Consider the following 23,458-nt stretch of genomic DNA (forward strand, 5'->3'; position numbering starts at 1 on the left):
AGCGTGAGCGGGCAGCAGGATCGTAAATTTATAGTACAGGCTGGTGGTCAATTAACAGGCAGCTTCCGCGTGCCCGGAGATAAATCCATTTCACATCGTTCTATTATGCTGGGATCACTGGCAGAGGGTGTGACTGAAATCAGCGGTTTTCTGGAAGGTGAAGATGCACTAGCGACATTGGCCGCTTTTCGTGCCATGGGTGTCAAAATTGATGGGCCGACGGATGGCAAAGTCACCGTGCATGGTGTCGGTATGCATGGACTGAAAGCCCCGGAAAATGATGTATATGTCGGTAACTCTGGCACGTCAATTCGCTTATTAAGTGGTTTATTGGCAGGGCAAAGTTTTGATGTGACGATGAGTGGTGATAAATCTTTATCAGGTCGTCCCATGCGTCGGGTAACCGATCCCTTAGCCCTCATGGGGGCAAATATCGATAGTGCAGATGGTAAACCGCCTCTGACTATTCATGGTGGCCATAAATTAAAGGCTATTGAATATGACTTGCCAATGGCCAGTGCTCAGGTTAAATCCTGTCTGTTACTTGCCGGCATGTATGCTGAAGGAACCACTAGCGTGACGGAACCTGCCCCGACTCGCGATCATACTGAACGCATGTTGCAAGGCATGGGATATCCAGTCGTGGTTCACGGTAACCGCATCAGTATTCAGGGTGGCGGAAAATTAACCGCAACCAGTATTGATGTGCCTGGCGATATTTCCTCGGCCACGTTCTTTATGGTGGGAGCCGCTATTGCACCGGGTTCGGATATTACTCTGCAACATGTAGGTATTAACCCTACGCGGACGGGTGTCATCAATATTTTGAAGCAAATGGGGGCGGATATAAGCTTGAGCAACGAAGCGGTAACCGGTGGTGAACCGGTGGCAGATATCCGGGTTCGCTATGCACCGTTGAGCGGAATTGAAATTCCTCAGGATCAGGTGCCATTGGCGATTGATGAATTTCCGGCAATATTTATTGCCGCAGCCTGTGCAGAAGGCCGCACAGTATTGACGGGTGCTGAAGAATTACGGGTGAAAGAGAGTGACCGAATTCAGGTCATGGCTGATGGATTACAGGCACTCGGCATCGATGCTCAGCCAACGTCTGATGGCATGATTATAGAAGGTGGCATTATTGGCAGTGGCGAAGTGGATGGACATGGTGATCACCGTATTGCGATGTCATTTGCTATGGCGGCACTACAGGCTGGCGGCGCCATACAGATTAATGACTGTGCCAATGTGGCAACCTCATTTCCAAATTTTGTCGAATTAGCGACTCACTGTGGTTTGCAGATTGATGCCTTCGATGTCTGATATACCTGTATTAACAATTGATGGTCCAAGCGGCTCCGGAAAGGGCACTTTGGCCCAGCGTATGGCAGAAAAGCTGGGTTGGCACTACCTGGATAGTGGTGCAATTTACCGTGTCCTGGCTCAGGCGGCATTAAAGCATCAAATTGATTTAACGGATGAAGCAGCGCTGGCATCCATAGCGGGTCAGCTGGATGTGCAGTTTGTGTTAAAGGATGGACAGTTGCAGGTTATTCTCGAAGGCGAAGATGTTTCGTTACTGATTCGTTCTGAACAGGCCGGCAATGCCGCATCAAAAGTTGCCGCATTTCCGGCAGTTCGCTCAGCTTTATTACAAAGACAGCGTGATTTTTGCCAACCGCCAGGTTTAGTCACAGATGGCCGCGATATGGGTACGGTGGTGTTTCCAGATGCGCCATACAAAGTCTTTCTCACAGCCAGTGCCAAGGTTCGGGCGGAGAGACGATATAAGCAGTTGAAAGAGAAAGGAATTGATAGTAACCTTTCCGATCTCGTAGCCGAAATATCAGAACGTGATGAACGGGATACGCAACGTGAAGTAGCGCCACTACGGCCTGCCGATGATGCCGTTATTCTCGATTCAACACAACTCGGTATCGAAGCTGTTTTAGAAAAAGTCAGTGCATTAATCGGCTGATTTATTAGGGTACTTGTCTGGGTGTTCCAGGCAGGTTTTTTGTTAATTTCCTGCAATCGCAGGACTAACGGGCGATTCTGTTATCTGAACAGGATCAAGGATATTTATAATGAGCGAAAGCTTTGCTGATCTCTTTGAAGAGAGTCTAAACGCAACCCCAATGCAACCAGGCAAAATTGTTACCGGTACGGTAGTCAATGTTGGTCCTGATGTTGTTATGGTTAACGCAGGTCTGAAATCTGAAGGCGCTATCCCAGTTGCCGAGTTCATGAACGAAAAAGGTGAAATCACCGTTTCTGTTGGTGATTTGGTCGATGTTTCTCTGGAAACACTGGAAGATGGATTTGGTGCAACACAATTATCACGTGAAAAAGCCAAAGCCGCTGAAGCATGGATTAGATTGGAACATGCATTTGAAGCCAATGAAACTGTTATCGGTATTATTTCCGGTAAGGTTAAAGGTGGTTTCACTGTAGATCTGGAAAACATCCGAGCGTTTCTGCCGGGTTCACTTGTTGATGTACGTCCTATCCGTGATACTTCACACCTCGAAGGCAAAGAGCTTGAGTTCAAACTGATTAAGCTGGATCGCCCACGTAACAATATCGTTGTTTCTCGTCGTGCCATTATGGAAGCTGAGAACAGCGTTGAACGCGAAGCCCTTCTGGAAACATTGGAAGAAGGCAAAGTTGTTAAAGGTATCGTTAAGAACCTGACTGATTACGGCGCGTTTGTTGACTTGGGTGGTATTGACGGTCTGTTGCATATCACTGATATGGCATGGAAACGTGTTAAACATCCTTCAGAAGTTGTCGCTATCGGTGACGAAATCGATGTACAGGTTCTGAAATTTGATAAAGAACGTGAACGTGTATCGCTAGGCCTGAAACAGTTGGGCGACGATCCATGGAAAGATATCGCACGTCGTTATCCAAATAGCACCCGCATCCAGGGTAAAGTCACTAACATTGCTGACTACGGTTGCTTTGTTGAAATCGAAGATGGTGTTGAAGGTTTGGTTCACATGTCTGAAATGGACTGGACCAACAAAAACGTTCACCCTTCTAAACTGGTTACTTTGGGTGATGAAGTTGAAGTTATGGTTCTGGATATTGACGCTGAACGTCGTCGTATCTCACTGGGTATCAAACAGTGCCAGACTAACCCTTGGGAAGAGTTCTCAATGACTCATAACAAAGGTGATAAAGTCAGCGGCGCTATCAAATCAATCACTGATTTCGGTATCTTCATTGGTCTGGATGGTGGCATTGACGGCCTGATCCACTTGTCAGACATCTCTTGGGAAGAAGAAAACGAAGAATTAATTCGTGACTTCAAAAAAGGCGATGAAGTGGAAGCTGTTGTATTGGCGATTGACCCTGAACGTGAACGGATTTCACTGGGTATCAAACAATTGCAGGACGATCCGTTCTCAGCTTATCTGTCTGAACACCCACGTGGCACCGTTGTGACTGGTAAAGTCATTGCAGTTGATGCTAAAGGTGCAACGATTGAATTGGCTGAAGGTGTTGAAGGTTACGTTCGCGTAGCTGATATCGCACGTGAGCGTATCGAAGATGCCAGCAAAGTGCTGAATATCGGTGATGAAGTTGAAGCTAAATTTACAGGAATGTCTCGCAAGGATCGCACGCTGACTCTGTCAATCAAAGCTAAGGATGATCAGGAAGAATCTGAAGCAGTGAAAGAGTACAGTAATGTTAGTTCCGGCAATACCACTTTAGGTGATTTGCTGAAAGAACAGATGAATCAGAAAGACAGCTAATCTGATCATTGGGTGAGCATCCGGTCAGGCCGGATGCTCATTTTCTTGTTATACAGCTGCCTTTTTATTTAAGGCATAACCCAAAAGTCTACTGCCGGGAATCTAGGAAATTATGACCAAGTCTGATTTGATAGAAATACTATCCGAAAAACAATCTCTATTGAATTACCGAGACGTTGAACTAGCGGTGAAGTTAATTCTTGAACAGATGAGCGATTGTCTGTCACGTGGTGATCGTATTGAGATCAGAGGGTTTGGCAGTTTCACCTTGCATCATCGTCCACCAAGAGTAGGACGTAATCCAAAAAGCGGTGAATCCGTTAAACTTGATGAAAAATATGTACCACACTTTAAACCCGGAAAAGAATTACGCGATCGCGTTAATAATGCCGCTGGTTTTTAACAAAAATGAAAATTAGTCAGGAAGCCGTTACTGACGCTCTTGTAATTAAAAGTTATGGCGACGGCTTTCTACTGATTCAAGCTCCAAATCAAATTCCACAACAAATAACACATGACTGTGTTTTATCTCCTGAAGGTGTATTCGATGCACTGGATCTCCAAACTCTCGCTGAACAGTCTAGCGATTCTCAAATTGAGATAATAAAATCCTTCAATGCTGACGTTGTCATTATGGTGAATAACGAAGGTATTACTCCCAATATATTACAAATTACTGGCAACCTGGCACAGTATGGGATCTCACTGGAAACCATGTCACTTGGCGCTGCTTGCCGTACCTATAACTTGCTGTTGAATGAAGGCAGAAAACCAATAGTATTGATTTACTTTTACAATTAATGCGGATGACGACTAATGCACCGCAATTGAACAAGTAAATAACCATATTAAACATATGGATTAAATCATTGTTTTTACGTTACTTATTAGCTTCTGCTGAAATAGCTTTTTTGCTAATACTTGACCCCGTCAGATGAAGTCAGGAAAATTCTCCTATTTGGATAACTTCAAGCCAGTGAAAGTAGAAGCAAAACCAGCAAAATTGATCTGGATCACGGATTTGAAATCATCAACCTAGTTGTTTTGCGGTAAAATTCATTAGCTGGAACGTTAGGCAGAATGAAATGGGGTTCTGTTTTCTTAATAAAGAAACAGTGAAAGAGTTTTCATGAAAGAGAAGGTGTGATCGCTATGCAGGCGAAACAACAGTACAACTTTGAAGTGGTCAAATGGTTCGCCTATATGGCGTGTGTCTATTTGGTTGCCGGAACGGGTATGGGTGTATTTATTGCATCGCAGTTAGCCTGGCCAGATTTGAATTTTGATAATCCGTATATCAGTTTTGGTCGACTACGCCCATTACATACCAATACGGTTATCTTTGCGTTTGGTGGTTCGACTTTGATGGCGACAGCATTTTATGTTGTTCAACGCACCTCTGGCGTCAGACTGTGGAGTGATAAATTGGCATGGTTCACCTTCTGGGGCTGGAACCTGATTATTCTCGGAGCCATCATTACTCTGCCTTTAGGTCTGACTCAATCAAAAGAATATGCTGAACTGGAATGGCCGCTGGATATTTTAATTGCGGTGGTTTGGATTGCCTACATGTTCAATTTCATCATGACCTTATCGATCCGAAAGGTTTCGCATATCTATGTTGCCAACTGGTTCTTCCTGGCAATGATGATCATGATTACCTACCTCCATGTAGTCAATAGTCTGTCTATTCCCGTCAGTATGTGGAAATCCTATTCCATTTTCTCCGGGGTTCAGGATGCGATGATTCAATGGTGGTGGGGTCATAACGCTGTTGGTTTCTTCCTGACTGCTGGTTTCCTAGGCATCATGTATTACTTCGTACCTAAACAGGCAAACCGTCCGGTTTACTCGTACCGCCTGTCAGTTATCCACTTCTGGGCGCTGGTATTCGGTTATGTCTGGTTGGGGGCTCACCATCTTCAATATACCGCTCTGCCAGATTGGACCGGTTCACTGGGTGCAGCCATTTCCCTTGCGATGATTATTCCTTCATGGGGTGGTGCGTTAAACGGTATGTTTACCCTGAGCGGTGCGTGGGACAAATTACGTACAGACTATATTTTACGTTTCCTGATTGTCTCTTTGGCGTTCTATGCGATGTCAACTTTCGAAGGTCCGGTTATGGCTTCGAAAACCGTAAATGCGTTGTCACATTACACTGACTGGACTATCGGTCACGTTCATTCAGGCGCACTTGGTTGGGTTGCAATGGTTTCTGTGGGTGCCTTGTACCATATGGTCGAACGTATGTGGGGTACAACCATGTATTCAGTCAAACTGGTCAATCTGCATTTCTGGATGGCGACTATTGGTACCGCAATTTACATCACTGCAATGTGGGTGTCCGGTATCATGCAAGGCCTGATGTGGCGTGCATACGATGAATATGGCAATTTGGCCTACACCTTTGTTGAGTCTGTAGCACAAATGCATCCTTATTACGCGATGCGTGCAATTGGTGGACTGATTTTCTTCCTGGGTGCGGTCATCATGCTGTTTAACGTAACAGTGACTATTCGCCGCGCGATTGCAAAACCGTCCGCCGAAATGGCAACTGCAGCGAATATTTGAGGGTATCAGCATGGCTAAAAAATCTAATAAACGCATTAGCTTTCAAGAGTGGGTAGAACAAAATGTGTGGGGGCTGGTGCTAGCGACGGCGTTGGTAGTGTCAGTCGGTGGTATTGTCGAGATCGTTCCATTGTTCTATTTGGATAATACTTTTGAGGATGATGTTTTTCCAGAATACGAAGAACTGCAGGGTGTACGTCCATACACTGCACTTGAGCTAGCTGGACGTGACATTTATCAGCGGGAAGGTTGCTATCTGTGTCATTCACAAATGGTACGTCCATTCCGTGATGAAAAAGATCGTTATGGTCATTATTCATTGGCTGTTGAGTCCAAATATGACCACCCATTTCAGTGGGGTTCCAAGCGTACCGGTCCTGATTTAGCGCGTGTTGGTGGTAAATACTCTGATGCATGGCATATTCAGCATTTGCGTGACCCGCGTTCTGTTGTACCTGAATCCGTTATGCCTAGATATCCTTGGCTGGACAAATCCACCATCGATGGTGAAGGCATGGTTAAGCGACTCAAAGCAATGAAAGTCCTGGGGGTTCCTTACAGTGATGAAGAAATTCTGGGAGCAGCAGAATTCGTAGAAGGCAAAACTGAAATGGATGCTCTGGTCGCTTATCTGCAAGTGCTTGGCACCATGATTCAATTTGAACCAGGAAGAGATTACCGTGAGTGATTTTCTGTCTTATTTTAAGACAAACTGGTCTGCAATGACCGTAAGCGATTGGGTGGGTACCATTCTGACGGTTGTTATTTTCTTACTGATGTTTGGTATGTATTTCTGGGTGTTACGCCCTAAAAACAAAGAAAAACTTGAATCGCATCGTGACTTGCCACTGAGAGATGACGATATAAATTCGGAGAAAAATGATGGCTGATAACAATAAAAACCCAAATGAATGTCCTGATACCGGACATGAATGGGATGGCATCAGAGAATTGACTAATCCACCGCCGCGTTGGTGGACAATAGCTTTATACCTGAGCGGTTTGTTAGTGCTGGTGTATTTTATTCTTTATCCTTCTCTGCCATTAGTGAATGGAAACACCGAAGGTATTCTGGGCTGGACGCAGATCAATGAATACAAGGATGACATGGCAAAAATTCAGGAAAAACGTGCACCTTTTGAAGATCGTATTGCTGCAATGTCAGCAGAAGAAATTCTCGAAGATGATGAGCTGTTACGCTATGCAGTAGGTTCAAGCAAAGTGCTTTATGGTGACAATTGTGCCGCTTGTCATGGTGTGGGTGGATATCCTCAACCTGGTTCGGGATATCCTATCCTGGCTGATGATGACTGGTTGTACGGTGGAACGGTAAACAAGATCATTGAAACCCTGGCCAAAGGTCGTCAAGGAATGATGCCAGCACATGCTGAGCTGTTAACCGAAGAAGAAGTGGATGGTCTGGTTGAATTCGTGTTGAGTAACTCGGCTGGTGAAGCCACCGAAGCGCAATGGAAACTTTACAACGAAAAAGGTTGTGTAGCATGCCATGGTGCAGATGCTAAAGGCATTCAGCAATTAGGCTCGGCTAACTTATCAGATAAAGTCTGGCGCTTTTCTGGGGAACCGGATGAAATTCGCCATACGATTCTTCACGGCGTAAATGCTGCGAATGATCCAAAGACTCGTATTGCAGTAATGCCAGCCTGGAATGAAAAGCTTGCCGTACGTTTGGAAGCAGAAGAATACGGTGATGATCCTGAAGAATATTATGAAGGTGATGAAACTCAACGGCTTTCAGAAACTGAAATCAAAAAACTGGCTGTTTATGTCCATCAACTCGGTGGTGGCGTAGAGTAGACTCAAGCTAACGTAATTACGAGTCGATAGATTCAAGGAGATTGATATGGGTTTAGATGCTGTAGCGATTGGTGCGATTGTAAGTCTTGTATTGACAATTGTTGTGATTGGCGTGATTGCCTACAAGGTCGTTAAAAACATGGAAGACAGTTCCAACGATAATTGACAGAGCGACGAATCAAAAAAAGCCGATTTTGTCGGCTTTTTTTGTACGTCAAAAGCTAAATTAGTAAATGCTTATATTATTTGGCGTGGTATAATTCCATCGGATAAGTTGCCTGTGAGGTACAAACTGTGTCGGAACAACTGAAGTCAGCAGAGCTCAATATTAATGACATCTATGATGAGGTCTCTGACTGGCATGTTAATGCCGGTGGCACTAAGGTCGTAGCAAAGCGGATGTCTGGTCGTTTCAGACGCCTTAAATGGTTTGGTATGTCGGTCTGGTTAATTTTCTTTATTGGGCCTTACCTACGCTGGAACGGCCAACAGGCAATTCTTTTCGATATCCCCAATCGTCAATTCAACTTTTTAGATATCACCATTTTCCCACAAGATATCTGGATGCTTTCCCTTACATTATTATTCTTTGCCATATTGTTGGCGGCAGTAACCAGTATTGCGGGTCGGGTATTCTGTGGTTATTTCTGTTTTCAAACTGTCTGGACCGATGTTTTTACCTTTATCGAAACCCGTATTGAAGGTGATACACCTCAAAAAGCGATGAAGTTTAAAAACTCACCGAATACCATCAGCAAAGTCTCCCGCATTGTTCTGAAACATGCTTTATGGTTGTCAATTGCCTTACTGACTGGCGTTACCTTTGCTGCCTGGTTTACCGATGCGTATCAACTCTGGTATGACTATTTTCATCTGCAGGCGTCATTAGCTGCCTGGATAGTCCTGGCTATGTTTACTATTGGAACATATATCTTTGCTGGATTTATGCGTGAGCAGGTCTGTTTCTGGCTATGCCCATATGCCCGTCTGCAAGGAGTTATGTATGATCAGGATACCGTGCTGCCAGCATATGATGCCGAACGTGGCGAACCCCGTGGTAAGCTTAAAAAAGGTGCTATGGACTCTAGTAAAGGCAGCTGTATCGATTGCAAGGTGTGTGTTGCAGTATGTCCTACCGGAATTGATATACGTAAGGGGCAACAAGAGGGATGTATCACCTGTGGTATGTGTATTGATGCCTGTGACAGTATTATGGACAAAACCAATCAGCCTCGTGGTCTGATTCGTTATGCGTCATACAAGGATTTACATCACAATGCTCAACCGGCCCCGTTATATAAACGTCCGAGAGTTATTATTTATTCATTTATATTGATGATGGCAATGTCTGGCGTTGGTTATGGATTTGCCACGCTCTCGTCGACAGAGTTTCAGGTTATTCACAATCGACAACCGGTATTTGTTCAGCTAAGTGATGGATCTATTCAGAACCGTTACACACTTAAAATGCTTAACAAAACCAATAAAACCATGGAAGTTCAGTATGGCATCAGTGGTTTGGAAGGCGCCACTTTGCATGGTATTGACCACAGCGTTATTATTGAACCCGGTAAGGTTATTCCATTACAGGCACTGGTTAGAGTGCCAGATGGAGAACTCAACAAAGAACTTGAACACCTGACTTTTATTGCTAATGTCGTTTCCAACCCGGGTGTTTCTGTCCAGTATGAAAGTGTCTTTATGGGGCCGAAATGATGGCAATCTCACAAGAAAATAATCAAGCACTGAAGAATCCATGGGTCTTAGGTTTTCTCGCTTTTTTGTGCACGTTTGTCACGATGAATATCATATTTATCTACCTGGCATTTAAGTCGCCACCAAATCTGGTCGTCGATAATTACTATGAGCGAGGCAAGGCTTACGCTGAGAAAGATATGCAGCTTGAACAGGAAAATAAGCTCGGCTGGAGCGGGGTTATTATGGTTCCTGCAAATAACCGGGTCAATCAGCGTCAGGCTTATGAAGTGCTGATCCAAGGAAAAAATTCTACAACTGTAGAATTGGATTCTGTCAGCTTATTCGCTTATCGCCCTTCAGATCAGCGTGAAGATTTTTCGGTTGAAATGAATCCTATTGGTCTGGGACGTTATGGCGCGGATATTGAGTTTGGCTTGCCAGGTAACTGGGACATAATAGTTGAAGCCAAACGTGGAGATGATGAGTTTCTGATCACCCGCAGAATTTATATTGATCCTTAATTATTTAAAAGCAAGTTGATAGTTTTTGTCTGAATCTGCCGCGCAAACTAAAAAAAGCGAATGTTTTCATTGTGGATTAATTGTCAAAAATCCCGGTGAATTTACTGCACAAATAAATTCCCTTCCACATGACTTTTGTTGTCATGGCTGCCAAATGGCATGCCAGACAATCTACGCAGCGGGACTACAGGGTTTTTATAATAAAACGCCAGAAGGCGAATCACTTGCCCCCCCGCCTGAAACAGCTAATGATTTTCATGCCTATGATATTGATGAAATTCAGGCAGATTATGTTGATGATCTAGGCGATAAACGCACCATTTACCTGTTAATCGAGGGGATACATTGTGCTGCCTGCGTTTGGTTAATTGAACATGCACTACATAAATTACCGGGTGTGTTGGAGGCAGATGTAAATTTGACAGCAAAACGCTGTCGAATTCGCTGGGATAATCGCGAAACTTCCTTATCTGTTTTAATGCAGCACCTCGCTAAACTGGGCTATGCAGCAGTGCCTTTTGACCCGGAAACGGCAGAAGGTGCATTGGCCAAGCGTCATCGTGGATTAGTATATCGAATGGCTTTTGCCGGTTTTGCCATGATGAACCTGATGTGGGTTTCCATTGCATTGTATTCCGGTGCAGCAGAAGACGAGTTCCGCAATCTGTTTCATTGGGTGGGCTTTTTTATTGCCACACCAACATTGCTTTATTCAGGTTATCCATTTTTTCACAATTCAATAAGTGGATTACGCAGCCGTTATCTGACCATGGATTTACCGATTGCTATCGGTGCTACTGCAACCTATATTTACTCAACGTATATCACCTTCACTGGATCGTTAGATGGCGAAGTCTTCTTTGATACGGTAGTGAATTTTATCTTTGTGATTCTTATTGGCCGATATTTGGAAGCGCTTTCCAAGCGGAACGCGCTATCCGCAACGCGGCGCATGCTGGAGTTACAACCGAAACTGGCAACCCTAATTGAAGCGGGTGTCCAGAAAACAGTGCCTATCCGTTCGGTAAAAGCAGGGGATTTGGTGCTGGTCCGTCCCGGTGAGAATATACCAGTCGATGGCATTGTGACCGAGGGTGAAAGTGTCGTCGATGAATCAATGTTGACTGGCGAATCACAACCGATTCGCAAACAACCTGAAGATTCTGTAGTGGCCGGCAGTATTAATGGGGAAGGCGCTTTTGTTGTCAGAGCAAAACATGTGTTACGCCATACTGCCCTGGCGAAAATCATTGCGCTGATGGATGAGGCGCAAACCTCTAAAGCCCCTATTCAAACCCTGGCAGACAAAATCGTTCCCTGGTTTGTGGTAATTACCTTGACCCTTGCTACATTGACCTTTATGTACTGGGTGGGAAGTGATTTTGAAAAAGCATTATTGGCTGCAGCCTCAGTATTAGTAGTGACCTGTCCCTGTGCTTTTGGCATGGCAACCCCAATGTCGATTGCGGTTGCCAGTGGTGTAGGGGCTAGCAATGGTATTTTGATCAAACAAGGTGTTGCATTAGAGAAGTTATCCAGTGTGACTCATTATGTGTTTGATAAAACAGGCACATTGACTGAAGGTAAATTAAGGCTGGTTAAACGATTCACCGCGGAAGGCATTTCCCCACAAACGGTCTTACAGATTGCGGCGTCAGCAGAGCAACAGTCCGAACACGGTATTGCAAAAACCATTATCTCAGCCGCTCAGCAAGAGAATCTGCCTTTATTGGAGATTTCCAGGTTTAATGCTTCTCCGGGAAGAGGGGTGGAAGCGGATATTGAGGGACAGAAAATTCTGGTAGGTACGGCGGAATGGATGACGCTGCATGATATAAAGCTAAATGGCGAATGGCAATCACAGGTCAATCAGCTGGAACAACAAGGGATCAGCGGTGTATTTGTGGCACGTGATCAAAAACTGATAGGCATTTTAGGCTTGTTCGATACGTTACGAGATGACGCAAAAAACGTGATTGCTGACATGTTGGCACAGGGGCTTAAAGTCACTGTATTAAGTGGTGATCGTCAACTGGTAGTGGATTCGGTTACCGCAGATTTAGGCAATATCCAGCGATTGGCCGAAGTATTGCCTGCTGAGAAACGGCAGGTGATTCAGCGATTACAGCAACAAGGCGATTTTGTTGCAATGGTCGGTGATGGCATTAATGATTCACCCGCATTAATTCAGGCTGATGTGGGTATAGCTCTGGCTTCGGGGACCGATGTCTCTATTGAAAGTGCCGATATTATCCTATCGCATAATCAACTGAGTCAGGTCGCTTTGGCAAGGCAGTTGGCTGCTCGGACATTACGCACCATCCGGCAGAATATTGTATTATCCATAAGTTATAACGTGATTATGGTTCCATTAGCTATGATGGCCTTAGTCAGTCCCTTACTGGCAGCAATCACGATGCCGATTAGTTCGTTACTTGTCATTGGTAATGCTGCCAGGATTAGTCGAATAGTAAAGAGGTAGGCTATGGAAGTCATTTATGGACTTTTACCCGGTATGTTATTGCTGGGCCTGGTGGGTGTTGCAGTGTTTTTCTGGGCTGTTCGAAGTGGTCAGTACGACGATATGGATGGCGCCGCTAACCGGGTATTGATGGATGATGATAACGATCCTGAAGAGACCGAAGCGGATGAAGAACCACAAGTAAAGAATGAAGCCCGCAAGGATGAATAGGCTTGTTATTCTGTGTTGCGTTGGCCTTTTGCTGACGAAAAACGTCCTGGCTGAAAATATACATGTTGGCATGAGTAGTGCATTGACTGGTCCACTAGCTGAAATGGGATTGTCAATGCAAGCCGGAATAAACGCTTTTTTTTCCAAAGTAAATGATCAGGGAGGCATTCAGGGCAATCGTATTGAACTATTGGCACTGGATGACTCCTACGAACCAGTTCTGGCAGCCTCTAATATGCGGCAGCTTATTACTGAGCATGATGTCGTGGCGGTACTGGGTAATGTTGGAACACCAACGGCAGTTGTCACTGTTCCGATTGCGGAACAATCTCAGGTTGCTTTGGTCGGTGCATTTTCCGGCGGTGAAGTGCTAAGGCGAGATCCCCCTAGTCGTTATATCATTAATATTCGGCCAGGATATCGACAGGAAGTCGCAACGTTGATTTACGGTTTATTGAATGCGGGCATTCAAGCCGATGAGATCGCTTTTTTTACGCAGCAGGATAGTTATGGCAATGCGGTATATCAGTCAGCTGCGCTGGCCTTGCAAGCCAAAGGGTTTTATCGGGCGGAGTACCTGCCTCATGCCTATTATTCTCGCAATACAATGAATGTCGAAAGTGCTGTTGCGACGATTCTCAAAGCAAAAAAAACACCCAAAGTTATTCTGATGGCTGGCAGTTATGCCCCATCGGCCAAGTTTATAAAACTATTGCATGCAGATAAGCCGGACATGTGGTTTGTGAATGTGTCATTTGTCGGTAGCCATGTACTGGAGCAATCTCTTAAAGGGATTGATGCAAATGTTCTGGTCAGTCAGGTTGTGCCGGAAGTCGATGCGGATTTGCCGATCGTCAATGAATATCGGCAGGCTTTGGCGCAATATGATAAAAACTTGCAGCCCAATACGGTCTCTCTGGAAGGCTACATCGTGGCAAAAGTATTTTGCCAGGCATTAAAACGTATTGATGGTCCAGTAACACGACAGTCAGTAGTTGATGCTCTTTATGATCTGAAGGATTGGGATATTGGTCTGGAGACCCAGAGCAGTTTTGCCAGTAATACCTCTGCTGTAGGCAACAAAGTCTGGCTCAGCAAACTTGAAAACGGTTCGTTTAGATCCTTTGAATGGCGTGACTTTGAGTTACCACAGTAGCTTCATCTACAGGATGTGAGCAAAATGAACAGGGAAAATATGTTTAAAAACTGGAGCATCCGTGCACTGCTGCACTTCTGGGCAGTCATTACCGTATTGATGGTATTGCTAATGGCGGCAATAGCCATGTTCAGCCATCATCATTACACCAAAAATCAACTCCAGCTTACCGAACAAGTGTTTCCGCTGGTAGATAATGCTCGACAAATTACGACCAGCGCGGCCGCCTTTATTACCAGGCAGAAGCAGATTATCAGTGCCCAAAATGCTGATGAACTTGCCAGTGTTGCTAAACGAGCGCCGCTTGAGGCTGAATTCGAACAAACCTGGCAACGTTTACTGGTAAGTATGCAGGAGCTGGAAATTTCACCAGAGCTCACCACTGTTTTAACTGATTATTATCAACAGTTTCTCGAAACTGATAGTCAGTTACTGCAGCAAATGCAGGTTCAGCACCAATTATCTGAACAGCTTGAACAACGTACCGAAAGTGTGTCCTTGCTGGGAGAAGAAATTCAGGAAATTGCCGAAGCGATTACCGGCAAAATTGATTTGACCCTGACCAGACAAATCCAGTCCTTACGTCCTCCTGCATTAGTTGAACAGTCTGATACAACTACGTTAATTGATAATTACAGTGCCGTAGAACGAAGCAGCTATTCTTTGATGCTGAATGTGTTGCGTATCAGTATGTTAAGTCAGAAAATTCGTGAAACACAAAATCAGGATTTGCTGCTGAGTATCAGGGAAAACGATATTAGGGAACAAGAGGCGATGTTGCGTAATGCTATTTTGGTAATCAAGCAGCATCTACAAAATTACCCTGATTTGATGCTACAGGCCGATAGATTACAACAACAGATTGATAGCTTTATTCACTTGGTAGTAGACAATGATAATTCGGTTTATCAATTGCGTATCCGACAAATAGAGGCATATGAACAATCCCAAATCGTGCAACAGCAGGGGTTGGATATATTGGAAATATTGATGCTGAATCTGAATAACCTTTCCGCCAGAGTAGGGGAGCAGGGGCTGGTCAGAACGCAGGCCTCAGCCGCACTGGCCAAGACAGCCAAATGGTGGATGATTATAAGTTGTTTGATTATTTCGTTAGGTATTACCGGTTTTGTACTCACCATGACAGCACGTATTAATCAGCCGATGCAACGCTTACGTAAAGCGATGCATTCCTTGTCTGCTCAGAATTTTGATACCCGGATGCCAACAGATAATGGTCAAAGTGAATTTAACTTACTTGCCAATGACTTTAATGTTTTTGCTGCGCAAACCCAGAGTCTGATTGAGACACTGGATGAGACCAGACACTCACTGGAGGTGCGGGAAACACGGATTCGTGCCATTCTTAATGGTGTTCCGGAAGCTATTCTGGCGCTTCAGGCCGATGGAACAATCAGTTCCTGTAATCCGGCGGCAGAAAAAATATTAAAGGCCAGTGAAAGCCAATTGGCTGGCCAGAAAATATTGCAGTTCTTTGCACAAACGGAATCGATTCACTCGCTTGGTGATATTGAGCAGCAGCAAAAAGACAATCGTGAGTTTGAGGGTTTGAACTGGTTTGGTGAGTCATTTTCCATGTGGGTCTCGCTCAGTCCTTTATCAGAGTTTGATGACGATATCTGGGTTTGCGTGATATCGGATATCAGCTCATGGAAAAGAACCAAACTGGCATTAGTCCAAACCAGTAATGAATTAAATGCCATTCTTGAAAATGCCATGGTAGGTATTGCTTTTATCAAGAATCGCCAGATTATTCGGGTAAATAATAAATTCGAACAATTGTTTCTGTTTTCCCGAGAGGATATTGAAGGCAAAAGCACTTTATGTCTGCATCCCAGCGAAGAAGCTTTTGAACGCTTTGGCGAACAGGCTTACAGCACATTGTCTGAAGCTGAAAACTTTGAAGCTCAGGTTGAAATGATCCGTGCTAATGGCGAGAAATTCTGGTGTGCAGTCGCCGGTCAGGTAATTGATCCGGTCAATCCAGCAGAGGGATCCATCTGGCTGTATGAAGATGTGACTCATCAACGTCAGAATGAAGAGCGACTGACTAGATTAGCCAGCAGCGATATTCTGACTGGTTTACCTAACCGAGGTGTATTTAAAGATCGCCTTGAACATGCCATACACAAAGCCAAACGACAAAATGGTCGACTTGCCGTGTTCTTTCTCGACTTGGATCATTTCAAACATATCAACGATTCATTGGGCCATAAAGCCGGAGACATCTTGTTGTGCGAAGTGGCTCGGCGCATCCGTTCCTGTGTAAGGGACAGCGATACAGTTGCGAGATTAGGTGGGGATGAATTTACCGTTATTCTGGAAGATATCACGTCAGCTCAGTATGTCGGCAGAGTGGCTGAAAAAATTCTCAGCACGACAGCTTTGCCATATATGTTGGATAACATTGAAGTGAATATCAGTCCGAGTATCGGGATAAGCTTATATCCTGCAGACGGACGCGATGTCGATATGCTGGTGCGTAATGCCGATGCAGCGATGTACTACGCCAAGGGGAGTGGTCGTAATAATTTTCAGTTCTATTCCTCAGAAATGAATGCCCAGGCATCACAGCGACTGGCAATGGAAACCGGTTTGCGTCGTGCAGTTGAATTGCAGGAGTTTTATCTGCAGTTTCAACCGCAGATTGATCTGGAAACGGGCCGGGTGGCAGGTGCCGAGGTGTTATTACGTTGGCATACAGAGCAATGGGGAGATGTTTCACCAGCGATTTTTGTACCCGTGTTAGAAGATACCGGTCTGATAAGTACGGTAGGAGAATGGGTGTTAAGAAAAACCTGTGAAGCGTACATGGCAAACCAGCAATATTTGCCCGATGACTTTTTAATGGCAGTCAATCTTTCGGGCCGTCAATTTAAAGGCAATTTACTGGTCAACTTTATTCGCAATCTGCTGGAACAAACCGGAATGCCTGCCAAAAATCTGGAATTGGAGATTACCGAAAGTCTGTTAATGGAAAACACTGAGCAAGCTGTTCAGACCTTACGAGAATTGAGTTTGCTTGGTATTACCCTGGCCATTGACGACTTTGGCACCGGCTATTCGTCGTTGTCATATTTGAAGCAGTTCCCGCTCAATGTGCTAAAGATCGACCGAACTTTCGTTCGCGATGTGACAGAAGACAGTGATGACGCGGCTATCGTAAATGCCATTCTGGCCATGTCGAACAGTCTGGCCTTGGAAGTTGTAGCTGAAGGTGTTGAGACTGCAGAGCAGCTGGCATTTTTACGTAAGAGTCAGTGCAAACGGGCACAAGGGTTTTATTTCAGCAAGGCCATCGACCTGAGCGACCTTATGGATTATATAAAACTAACTGATCAGGATGAGCGGGCCGTATAAGTCAACATTGGACGTTCTTCAGGGTGAAGTCGGATAGTGAGACCAATATTCGGGTAATGCCAGATTTGTGCCGGACTTTCTTCTGCTTCATTCTGAATTTGTTCGGGTTCTCCAAAACGCGTGCGTACCATTTCCTCATCGAGACGTACTGAAGGAATATAAGTAAGCACTATTGCCGGAGCAGCTAATAAAGCCTGCTTATCATCAAAAGCAGGATCATAGCGCCGAGCTCCACTGGGTTGGAGTTTTGCCGAAACCGCTCTTGCCGCCATCGCTTGTAATTTCTCTTCAGGAAGCTGAAGATTAAGGACAGTACGTGCTGAGAGTCCACCAAGATTAATGGATTCAAAAAATACTTCAGCAGAAATATCGTCGTTTTCAGAAATAAAAAGAGCCGCTTCCCCGGCTTCACGCCATAACTGTTGAATTTCCCCGTAAGTAGTGGTGCCTAAGTGCACACCCATCACTTGAATTTGGTTATCAGGCATCACCGTCACTTCCCAAGGTTTGGGGGCGGTGGGTTGTGGAGAGGGGACCAGCATTAATGCAGCAATCGCAATAATGACTAAAGTCGTACCAAGTAAAAATTTGAGCAATATACGCATAAATATCCGAATTAGTTAACTTGTAACCAGAAAGTGACTGGCCCGTCATTGGTCAGTGAAACCTGCATATCAGCAGCAAATTGTCCGGCTTCAACCGTGACAGTTTGCAGCCGTGCCTGTGCCAGCAGATAATCAAACAATTGTTTGCCCTGTTCGGGCGGTGCAGCAGGCGTGAAACTGGGGCGATTGCCTTTACGGGTATCAGCGGGCAAGGTAAATTGCGGTACCAGCAGTAAATCACCTTTTATATCGAGCAAGCTTAAATTCATTTTGTCGTCGGCATCGCTGAATACTCGATAGTTTAAAATGCGTTTTAACAATCTGTCAGCAACAGCTATCGTGTCGGTTTTTTCTATACCAATCAATACCAGCAAACCTTGGCCGATTTGAGCAATGGTTTGATTTTCATTGATAGTGACATCCGCCTGACTGACACGTTGTAGCAATGCAATCATTTTAGTTTCGATGCCAATTGATCTGTCGTTCTGACCAGCGCATCAATAATCGCAGGCTCGCTTGCTGCGTGTCCAGCCAAAGGCAACACTTCAAACTGTGCATTTGGCCAGCGTTGATAGACTTCCCACGATTGCTGCATTGGACACACCATATCGTAGCGGCCATGAATAATGGTTGCCGGGAGATGATTAATTGATTCTATGCTTTCCAACAAGGGCTGGTCTGCCAGAAAACAATTATTCAACGCGTAATGCAATTGGATTCTGGAATGTGCCAGTGGCCCTGGCGATTGCTCAGCATCGGGTTGATAATGTTGATCGCGGAGCATCACAATGGTGGCTTCCCAGTTTTGTAATGTATTGGCAGCGATTTCCTGTTGAGAGACATCCGGATGGGTTAATTTCTGATAAAAATATGCCAATGGTGAATTTTGCTCACTTTCAGGTAAATCCTTCACCAGTTCATGCCAGGCTTCAGCAAACACTCTGGATGCGCCGCCTGCAGCATAAACCCAGTTAATATCCTGCTGTCTTCCAAGAAAAGTGCCGCGTAACACCATGTTTGAGACTTTTTGAGGATGCTGTCGGGCATACGCTAACGCTAATGTGGCTCCCCATGATCCACCAAATAACATCCACTTATCAATATCGAGTAATTTGCGGATAGCTTCCATATCCGCTATCAGATAATCGGTGGTGTTATGTTCCAGTTCACCTGCTGGTAACGAACGTCCGCAACCACGCTGATCAAATAAAATAACGTGATATAACTCAGGATCAAAATAACAACGGTGCTGTGGCCGGCAACCAGAGCCAGGACCACCATGTAAAAATATTACCGGGATTCCCTGTGGATTGCCGCACTGCTCGAAATAAACCTCATGACGTCGACCATCCGGCATTTCTTCACAGGATAATAGCTGACTGTGAAAAGGCTCGATATCAGGGTATAGAGTACGCATATGCTGTTCCGTAATGGTTTTCAGCACGCAACTATATCATGTCAGATGATGGTAATTATTACCTTGATGGGCGAAAATATGACGTTTAACTGTTGGCACTGCTGTTCAGCAATAATAAAGACATACAAGGCGAACTCAACATGAACCTGCATGAGTATCAGGCAAAACAATTGTTTAACCAATATGGCATCGCAACACCTAAAGGAAGGATGATAGCTACGGCTGATGAAGTGGAATCTGCCATTACAGCAATTGGTGGTGATCGTTGGGTAGTGAAAGCCCAAGTGCACAGTGGCGGACGTGGTAAGGCCGGTGGTGTACGGGTAGAAGATAATCAGCATGCGGTGAAGGATGCGGTAAATGCGATGTTGGGAAGTCAGCTGGTGACGCATCAGACAACAGCAGAAGGTTTACCGGTAAATAAAATCTGGATTGAAACTCCCTCATCAATTGCCCGTGAATTATATCTCGCCTTACTGGTCGACCGCGTCACGCAACGTGTTGTGTTTATGATTTCAGCTGAAGGCGGAATGGATATTGAAGAGGTGGCTGAGAAAACGCCGAAAGCTATTTTAAATCTTTATGTCGATCCGGTCGCCGGTCTGCAATTCTATCAATGTCGTCAGGCAGGTTTCTTTTTGCAGTTAACCGGTGCCGCCTTTAAGCAGTTACAGCAATTGATGCAAAACTTGTATCAGCTGTTTTGTGAAAAAGACATCAGCCTGTTGGAAATTAACCCGTTAGTGGTTACCGATTCCGGAGATTTATTGGCATTGGATGCCAAAATCAATGTTGATGATAATGCTTTATATCGTCACACGGATTTAGCCGAATTATTTGATCCAAGCCAGGAAAATCCAGCTGAAGTGATCGCTCGTGATTTCGGCCTGAATTATATTGCTCTGGATGGCAATGTGGCTTGTATGGTCAATGGTGCCGGGTTGGCAATGGCTACAATGGACTTGATTCAGAAGCAGGGCGGTGAACCGGCCAATTTCCTTGATGTTGGTGGCGGTACGACTTCAGATCGCGTTGCCGAAGCATTTAAATTGATTTTATCTGACAAAAAAGTGAAATCTATTCTGGTGAATATCTTTGGTGGAATCGTGCGCTGTGACCTGATAGCTCAAGGCATTATGCAGGCGGCCAAGGAAGTCGGTTTATCGTTGCCGGTGGTGGTTCGCCTGGAGGGTACCAATGCCGATTTGGGCCGTACATTATTGGAAAACAGCGGAATGAATTTGCGCGTAGCACAGGATTTAACTGAAGCAGCAGCCATGGCTGTCACTGCGGCAGGGGAGTAATAAACACGTGAGTATCTTGGTTAATAAAGACACCAAAGTTATCTGTCAGGGTTTTACCGGCAAACAGGGCACTTTCCATTCCGAGCAGGCTATTGCCTATGGCACGCAGTTTGTTGGCGGGGTCACACCCGGTAAAGGTGGTCAAATGCATCTTAATATGCCGGTATTTAATACGGTGCATGAAGCCGTCAACGAAACCGGTGCTGATGCCAGCATGATCTATGTTCCAGCGGCATTCGCTGCTGATGCCATACTTGAAGCTGCTGATGCCGGCATTAAAGTGATTGCCTGTATTACGGAAGGTATTCCGGTACTGGACATGTTGCGGGTAAAGCACGCGCTGAAATCCTATGATGCCAGATTAATTGGGCCAAACTGCCCAGGCCTGATCACGCCGGGCGAATGCAAAATTGGCATTATGCCTGGCAGTATTCATTTGCCTGGCAAAATTGGTATTGTCTCGCGATCCGGTACCCTGACTTATGAAGCGGTTTATCAAACCACCCAGAATGGTCTGGGGCAAAGTACCTGTGTCGGGATTGGTGGTGATCCAATACATGGCATGAATTTTATTGATTGTCTGGCGTTATTTGAAGCAGATCCACTGACTGAAGGCATCGTTATGGTCGGTGAAATCGGCGGTCAGGCTGAAGAGGAAGCTGCCGAATACATCAAACAATATGTGACCAAACCGGTTGCGGCCTATATTGCCGGTTTAACCGCTCCAGCAGGGAAACGTATGGGACATGCCGGTGCCATCATCAGCGGTGGACAGGGCACTGCCAAAGCCAAACTCGCAGCGCTGGAAGCAGCCGGCGTGGCGATTGCAGGTTCACCGGCAGAAATTGGTTCAACCATGCTGCAACTGATGGAAAATTAATGGCCAATAATCAACTTCGGGTTGTGCTGGCACAGATCGATCCCGTTGTGGGAGATGTTGCTGGCAATACCAGAAAAGTGATGGCTGCCACCCGGCAAGCCAGACAAGAGCATGATGCTGAGCTGGTTGTATTTCCCGAACTATGTCTGACCGGTTATCCACCGGAAGATTTGTTGCTGCGACCCGGTTTGTTAAAGCGGGTTAATAAAGCATTGCAGACGCTTTGTCAGCAAATTGATGATATTACGATCATTGTCGGTCATCCGCTCGGTGAAGTCGGCAAAGAATTATTTAATGCCGCTTCGGTGATCAACAAAAATCACATTTCAGCCCAATACCTTAAACAAAAATTGCCTAATTACGGCGTATTTGACGAAAAACGCTATTTCATTGAAGGACGGGAAGCGACCATCATTGAAATTAATCAGTTTAAAATTGGCCTGACCATTTGCGAGGATATCTGGTTTATTGAACCCTCGTCACAGGCGGCCGATGCTGGTGCTGAAATCATTGTGAATCTCAATGCCTCGCCGTTTAAACAGGATAAAACCCAATTACGCGAAGCGGAAGTAAGCCAGCGGGCACGCGAAAATAATGTCCCTGTTCTCTATGTGAACCAGATTGGCGGACAGGATGAACTGGTATTTGATGGTGCCTCATTTGCAGTAAATGCCGCAGGCGAAAAATGTGTACAGGCTATTCAGTTTGCTACAGCGTTGGTACCGATAACACTTCATAAAACCGAACGGGGAATTGAACTCAGCGGGCCACAGCAACCGTTGATGGAAGAGCTGGAAACGGTCTACCAGGCATTAGTCTGTGGCTTGCGTGATTATGTTGAAAAAAACCGCTTTCCGGGTGTCGTCATTGGCTTATCCGGTGGCATTGACTCTGCATTAACCATGGCATTGGCGGTTGATGCATTGGGAGCTGAGCGCGTACAGGCCGTGATGATGCCATCGCGTTATACATCGCAAATCAGCCTGGATGATGCAGCTCAAATGGCTGCGATATTAGGTGTTCAATATCGAAACATTAATATTGAAAATCTGTTTCAGACATTTCTGCGTGAGTTGGAAGATGTTTTTGCGGGTACCCAGCCTGATGCCACAGAAGAGAATATTCAGGCGCGTTGTCGCGGTGTATTGCTGATGGCAATATCCAACAAAACTGGCGCGATGGTCCTATCTACCGGTAATAAAAGTGAAATGGCAGTTGGGTATTCCACCTTATATGGGGATATGGCGGGTGGTTTTTCGCCATTAAAGGATGTGTATAAAACGCTGGTTTATAAGCTTGCTCGCTATCGCAACAGTTTGTCGCCGATCATTCCTGAACGCATCATAAGTCGACCACCTTCCGCTGAGCTTTCAGCAGACCAGGTGGATCAGGATTCATTACCTGCCTATGAAATACTAGATGAAATTCTCGAAGCCTATATCGCCAAGGATGATTGTTTTGAAGATTTGGTGGCGTCGGGATTTGATGCAGAAACGGTTGCACAGGTCATCAAAATGGTAGATCGTAGTGAATATAAACGGCGGCAGGCCCCTCCCGGAATTCGTATTACCGGAAGAGCATTTGGCAGAGATCGTCGCTATCCGATAACATCAGGGTATACCGTAACATCAACAATAGAGTAGGCAATCAC

At 45.2% G+C, this 23,458-nt stretch carries 21 protein-coding genes; 18 read left to right on the forward strand and 3 right to left on the reverse strand.

What is annotated here, in order from left to right; all coding sequences use genetic code 11:
• Positions 1-3 precede the first annotated feature (3 nt).
• The 15 genes from aroA (at position 4) to B4F66_RS09480 (ending at position 17,601) form a co-directional block, all read left to right on the forward strand.
• A complete protein-coding gene (gene aroA / locus B4F66_RS09410; RefSeq protein WP_292355427.1) occupies positions 4-1,323 on the forward strand; it encodes a 3-phosphoshikimate 1-carboxyvinyltransferase in 1,320 nt (439 codons plus the stop codon).
• Entirely contained in the window at positions 1,316-1,978 is a 663-nt protein-coding gene (gene cmk / locus B4F66_RS09415; protein WP_292355429.1) for a (d)CMP kinase, read from the forward strand. The genes aroA and cmk overlap by 8 nt, the downstream gene beginning before the upstream one ends.
• A 109-nt stretch (positions 1,979-2,087) precedes the next feature.
• Positions 2,088-3,761, forward strand: coding sequence for a 30S ribosomal protein S1 (rpsA, locus tag B4F66_RS09420; protein WP_292355430.1), 1,674 nt, complete (start codon positions 2,088-2,090; stop codon positions 3,759-3,761).
• Between the two features lie 112 nt (positions 3,762-3,873).
• Positions 3,874-4,164, forward strand: coding sequence for an integration host factor subunit beta (locus B4F66_RS09425; protein WP_069296502.1), 291 nt, complete (start codon positions 3,874-3,876; stop codon positions 4,162-4,164).
• 5 nt (positions 4,165-4,169) lie between these two features.
• Entirely contained in the window at positions 4,170-4,562 is a 393-nt protein-coding gene (locus B4F66_RS09430) for an MTH938/NDUFAF3 family protein (protein WP_292355434.1), read from the forward strand.
• 351 nt (positions 4,563-4,913) lie between these two features.
• Complete coding sequence (ccoN, locus tag B4F66_RS09435) at positions 4,914-6,335, forward strand: cytochrome-c oxidase, cbb3-type subunit I (protein ID WP_292355436.1); 1,422 nt, start codon at positions 4,914-4,916, stop codon at positions 6,333-6,335.
• A 10-nt stretch (positions 6,336-6,345) separates the two neighbouring features.
• A complete protein-coding gene (gene ccoO / locus B4F66_RS09440) occupies positions 6,346-7,023 on the forward strand; it encodes a cytochrome-c oxidase, cbb3-type subunit II (RefSeq protein WP_292355438.1) in 678 nt (225 codons plus the stop codon).
• Positions 7,016-7,225 (forward strand): cbb3-type cytochrome c oxidase subunit 3, encoded by a 210-nt coding sequence (locus tag B4F66_RS09445; protein WP_292355440.1) that lies wholly within the window; start codon positions 7,016-7,018, stop codon positions 7,223-7,225. The genes ccoO and B4F66_RS09445 overlap by 8 nt, the downstream gene beginning before the upstream one ends.
• A complete protein-coding gene (ccoP, locus tag B4F66_RS09450; RefSeq protein WP_292355442.1) occupies positions 7,218-8,153 on the forward strand; it encodes a cytochrome-c oxidase, cbb3-type subunit III in 936 nt (311 codons plus the stop codon). The genes B4F66_RS09445 and ccoP overlap by 8 nt, the downstream gene beginning before the upstream one ends.
• A 294-nt stretch (positions 8,154-8,447) precedes the next feature.
• Positions 8,448-9,869 (forward strand): cytochrome c oxidase accessory protein CcoG, encoded by a 1,422-nt coding sequence (gene ccoG, locus B4F66_RS09455; protein WP_292355444.1) that lies wholly within the window; start codon positions 8,448-8,450, stop codon positions 9,867-9,869.
• Positions 9,866-10,372: a FixH family protein gene (locus tag B4F66_RS09460; protein ID WP_292402114.1), complete on the forward strand. Its 507-nt coding sequence runs from the start codon at positions 9,866-9,868 to the stop codon at positions 10,370-10,372. Before ccoG ends, B4F66_RS09460 begins: the two co-directional genes overlap by 4 nt.
• A gap of 25 nt (positions 10,373-10,397) precedes the next feature.
• Positions 10,398-12,854, forward strand: coding sequence for a heavy metal translocating P-type ATPase (locus tag B4F66_RS09465; protein WP_292355448.1), 2,457 nt, complete (start codon positions 10,398-10,400; stop codon positions 12,852-12,854).
• 3 nt (positions 12,855-12,857) lie between these two features.
• The gene (ccoS, locus tag B4F66_RS09470) at positions 12,858-13,064 is read left to right on the forward strand and encodes a cbb3-type cytochrome oxidase assembly protein CcoS (RefSeq protein ID WP_292355450.1); all 207 of its coding nucleotides are present in this window, start codon (positions 12,858-12,860) and stop codon (positions 13,062-13,064) included.
• Between the two features lie 70 nt (positions 13,065-13,134).
• Complete coding sequence (locus tag B4F66_RS09475; protein WP_292355452.1) at positions 13,135-14,220, forward strand: ABC transporter substrate-binding protein; 1,086 nt, start codon at positions 13,135-13,137, stop codon at positions 14,218-14,220.
• A gap of 24 nt (positions 14,221-14,244) precedes the next feature.
• Positions 14,245-17,601, forward strand: a complete 3,357-nt coding sequence (locus tag B4F66_RS09480; RefSeq protein WP_292355454.1) for an EAL domain-containing protein — start codon at positions 14,245-14,247, stop codon at positions 17,599-17,601.
• On the opposite strand, the gene B4F66_RS09485 is transcribed toward B4F66_RS09480, so the two are convergent.
• From B4F66_RS09485 to pip, 3 genes are read right to left on the reverse strand one after another with little or no spacing between them, the layout of a single operon-like run.
• Positions 17,580-18,206: a lytic murein transglycosylase gene (locus B4F66_RS09485; protein WP_292355456.1), complete on the reverse strand. Its 627-nt coding sequence runs from the start codon at positions 18,204-18,206 to the stop codon at positions 17,580-17,582. The two genes, B4F66_RS09480 and B4F66_RS09485, sit on opposite strands and share 22 nt — an antisense overlap.
• Positions 18,207-18,217: 11 nt before the next feature.
• A complete protein-coding gene (dtd, locus tag B4F66_RS09490) occupies positions 18,218-18,661 on the reverse strand; it encodes a D-aminoacyl-tRNA deacylase (RefSeq protein ID WP_292355458.1) in 444 nt (147 codons plus the stop codon).
• Entirely contained in the window at positions 18,658-19,650 is a 993-nt protein-coding gene (pip, locus tag B4F66_RS09495) for a prolyl aminopeptidase (protein WP_292355460.1), read from the reverse strand. Before pip ends, dtd begins: the two co-directional genes overlap by 4 nt.
• Before the next feature lie 113 nt (positions 19,651-19,763).
• On the opposite strand from pip, the gene sucC reads away from it, so the two are divergent.
• From sucC to B4F66_RS09510, 3 genes are read left to right on the forward strand one after another with little or no spacing between them, the layout of a single operon-like run.
• The gene (gene sucC, locus B4F66_RS09500) at positions 19,764-20,927 is read left to right on the forward strand and encodes an ADP-forming succinate--CoA ligase subunit beta (RefSeq protein ID WP_292355462.1); all 1,164 of its coding nucleotides are present in this window, start codon (positions 19,764-19,766) and stop codon (positions 20,925-20,927) included.
• A gap of 7 nt (positions 20,928-20,934) precedes the next feature.
• Entirely contained in the window at positions 20,935-21,807 is an 873-nt protein-coding gene (gene sucD, locus B4F66_RS09505) for a succinate--CoA ligase subunit alpha (RefSeq protein ID WP_292355464.1), read from the forward strand.
• Entirely contained in the window at positions 21,807-23,450 is a 1,644-nt protein-coding gene (locus tag B4F66_RS09510; RefSeq protein ID WP_292355466.1) for an NAD+ synthase, read from the forward strand. The genes sucD and B4F66_RS09510 overlap by 1 nt, the downstream gene beginning before the upstream one ends.
• Positions 23,451-23,458 lie beyond the last annotated feature (8 nt).

Origin of the sequence: Methylophaga sp. UBA3603 (genome assembly GCF_002375335.1) — a bacterium.
Lineage (GTDB): Bacteria > Pseudomonadota > Gammaproteobacteria > Nitrosococcales > Methylophagaceae > Methylophaga.

Excerpts from the sequence above, each read along its gene's own strand:
- B4F66_RS09430 (WP_292355434.1), top strand. The coding sequence starts at position 4,170 with ATGAAAATTAGTCAGGAAGCCGTTACTGACGCTCTTGTAATTAAAAGT.
- B4F66_RS09480 (WP_292355454.1), top strand. The coding sequence starts at position 14,245 with ATGAACAGGGAAAATATGTTTAAAAACTGGAGCATCCGTGCACTGCTG.
- B4F66_RS09485 (WP_292355456.1), bottom strand. The coding sequence starts at position 18,206 with ATGCGTATATTGCTCAAATTTTTACTTGGTACGACTTTAGTCATTATT.
- sucC (WP_292355462.1), top strand. The coding sequence starts at position 19,764 with ATGAACCTGCATGAGTATCAGGCAAAACAATTGTTTAACCAATATGGC.
- ccoS (WP_292355450.1), top strand. The coding sequence starts at position 12,858 with ATGGAAGTCATTTATGGACTTTTACCCGGTATGTTATTGCTGGGCCTG.
- rpsA (WP_292355430.1), top strand. The coding sequence starts at position 2,088 with ATGAGCGAAAGCTTTGCTGATCTCTTTGAAGAGAGTCTAAACGCAACC.
- ccoN (WP_292355436.1), top strand. The coding sequence starts at position 4,914 with ATGCAGGCGAAACAACAGTACAACTTTGAAGTGGTCAAATGGTTCGCC.
- ccoO (WP_292355438.1), top strand. The coding sequence starts at position 6,346 with ATGGCTAAAAAATCTAATAAACGCATTAGCTTTCAAGAGTGGGTAGAA.
- B4F66_RS09425 (WP_069296502.1), top strand. The coding sequence starts at position 3,874 with ATGACCAAGTCTGATTTGATAGAAATACTATCCGAAAAACAATCTCTA.
- B4F66_RS09460 (WP_292402114.1), top strand. The coding sequence starts at position 9,866 with ATGATGGCAATCTCACAAGAAAATAATCAAGCACTGAAGAATCCATGG.
- dtd (WP_292355458.1), bottom strand. The coding sequence starts at position 18,661 with ATGATTGCATTGCTACAACGTGTCAGTCAGGCGGATGTCACTATCAAT.
- B4F66_RS09510 (WP_292355466.1), top strand. The coding sequence starts at position 21,807 with ATGGCCAATAATCAACTTCGGGTTGTGCTGGCACAGATCGATCCCGTT.
- B4F66_RS09475 (WP_292355452.1), top strand. The coding sequence starts at position 13,135 with ATGAGTAGTGCATTGACTGGTCCACTAGCTGAAATGGGATTGTCAATG.
- cmk (WP_292355429.1), top strand. The coding sequence starts at position 1,316 with ATGTCTGATATACCTGTATTAACAATTGATGGTCCAAGCGGCTCCGGA.
- ccoP (WP_292355442.1), top strand. The coding sequence starts at position 7,218 with ATGGCTGATAACAATAAAAACCCAAATGAATGTCCTGATACCGGACAT.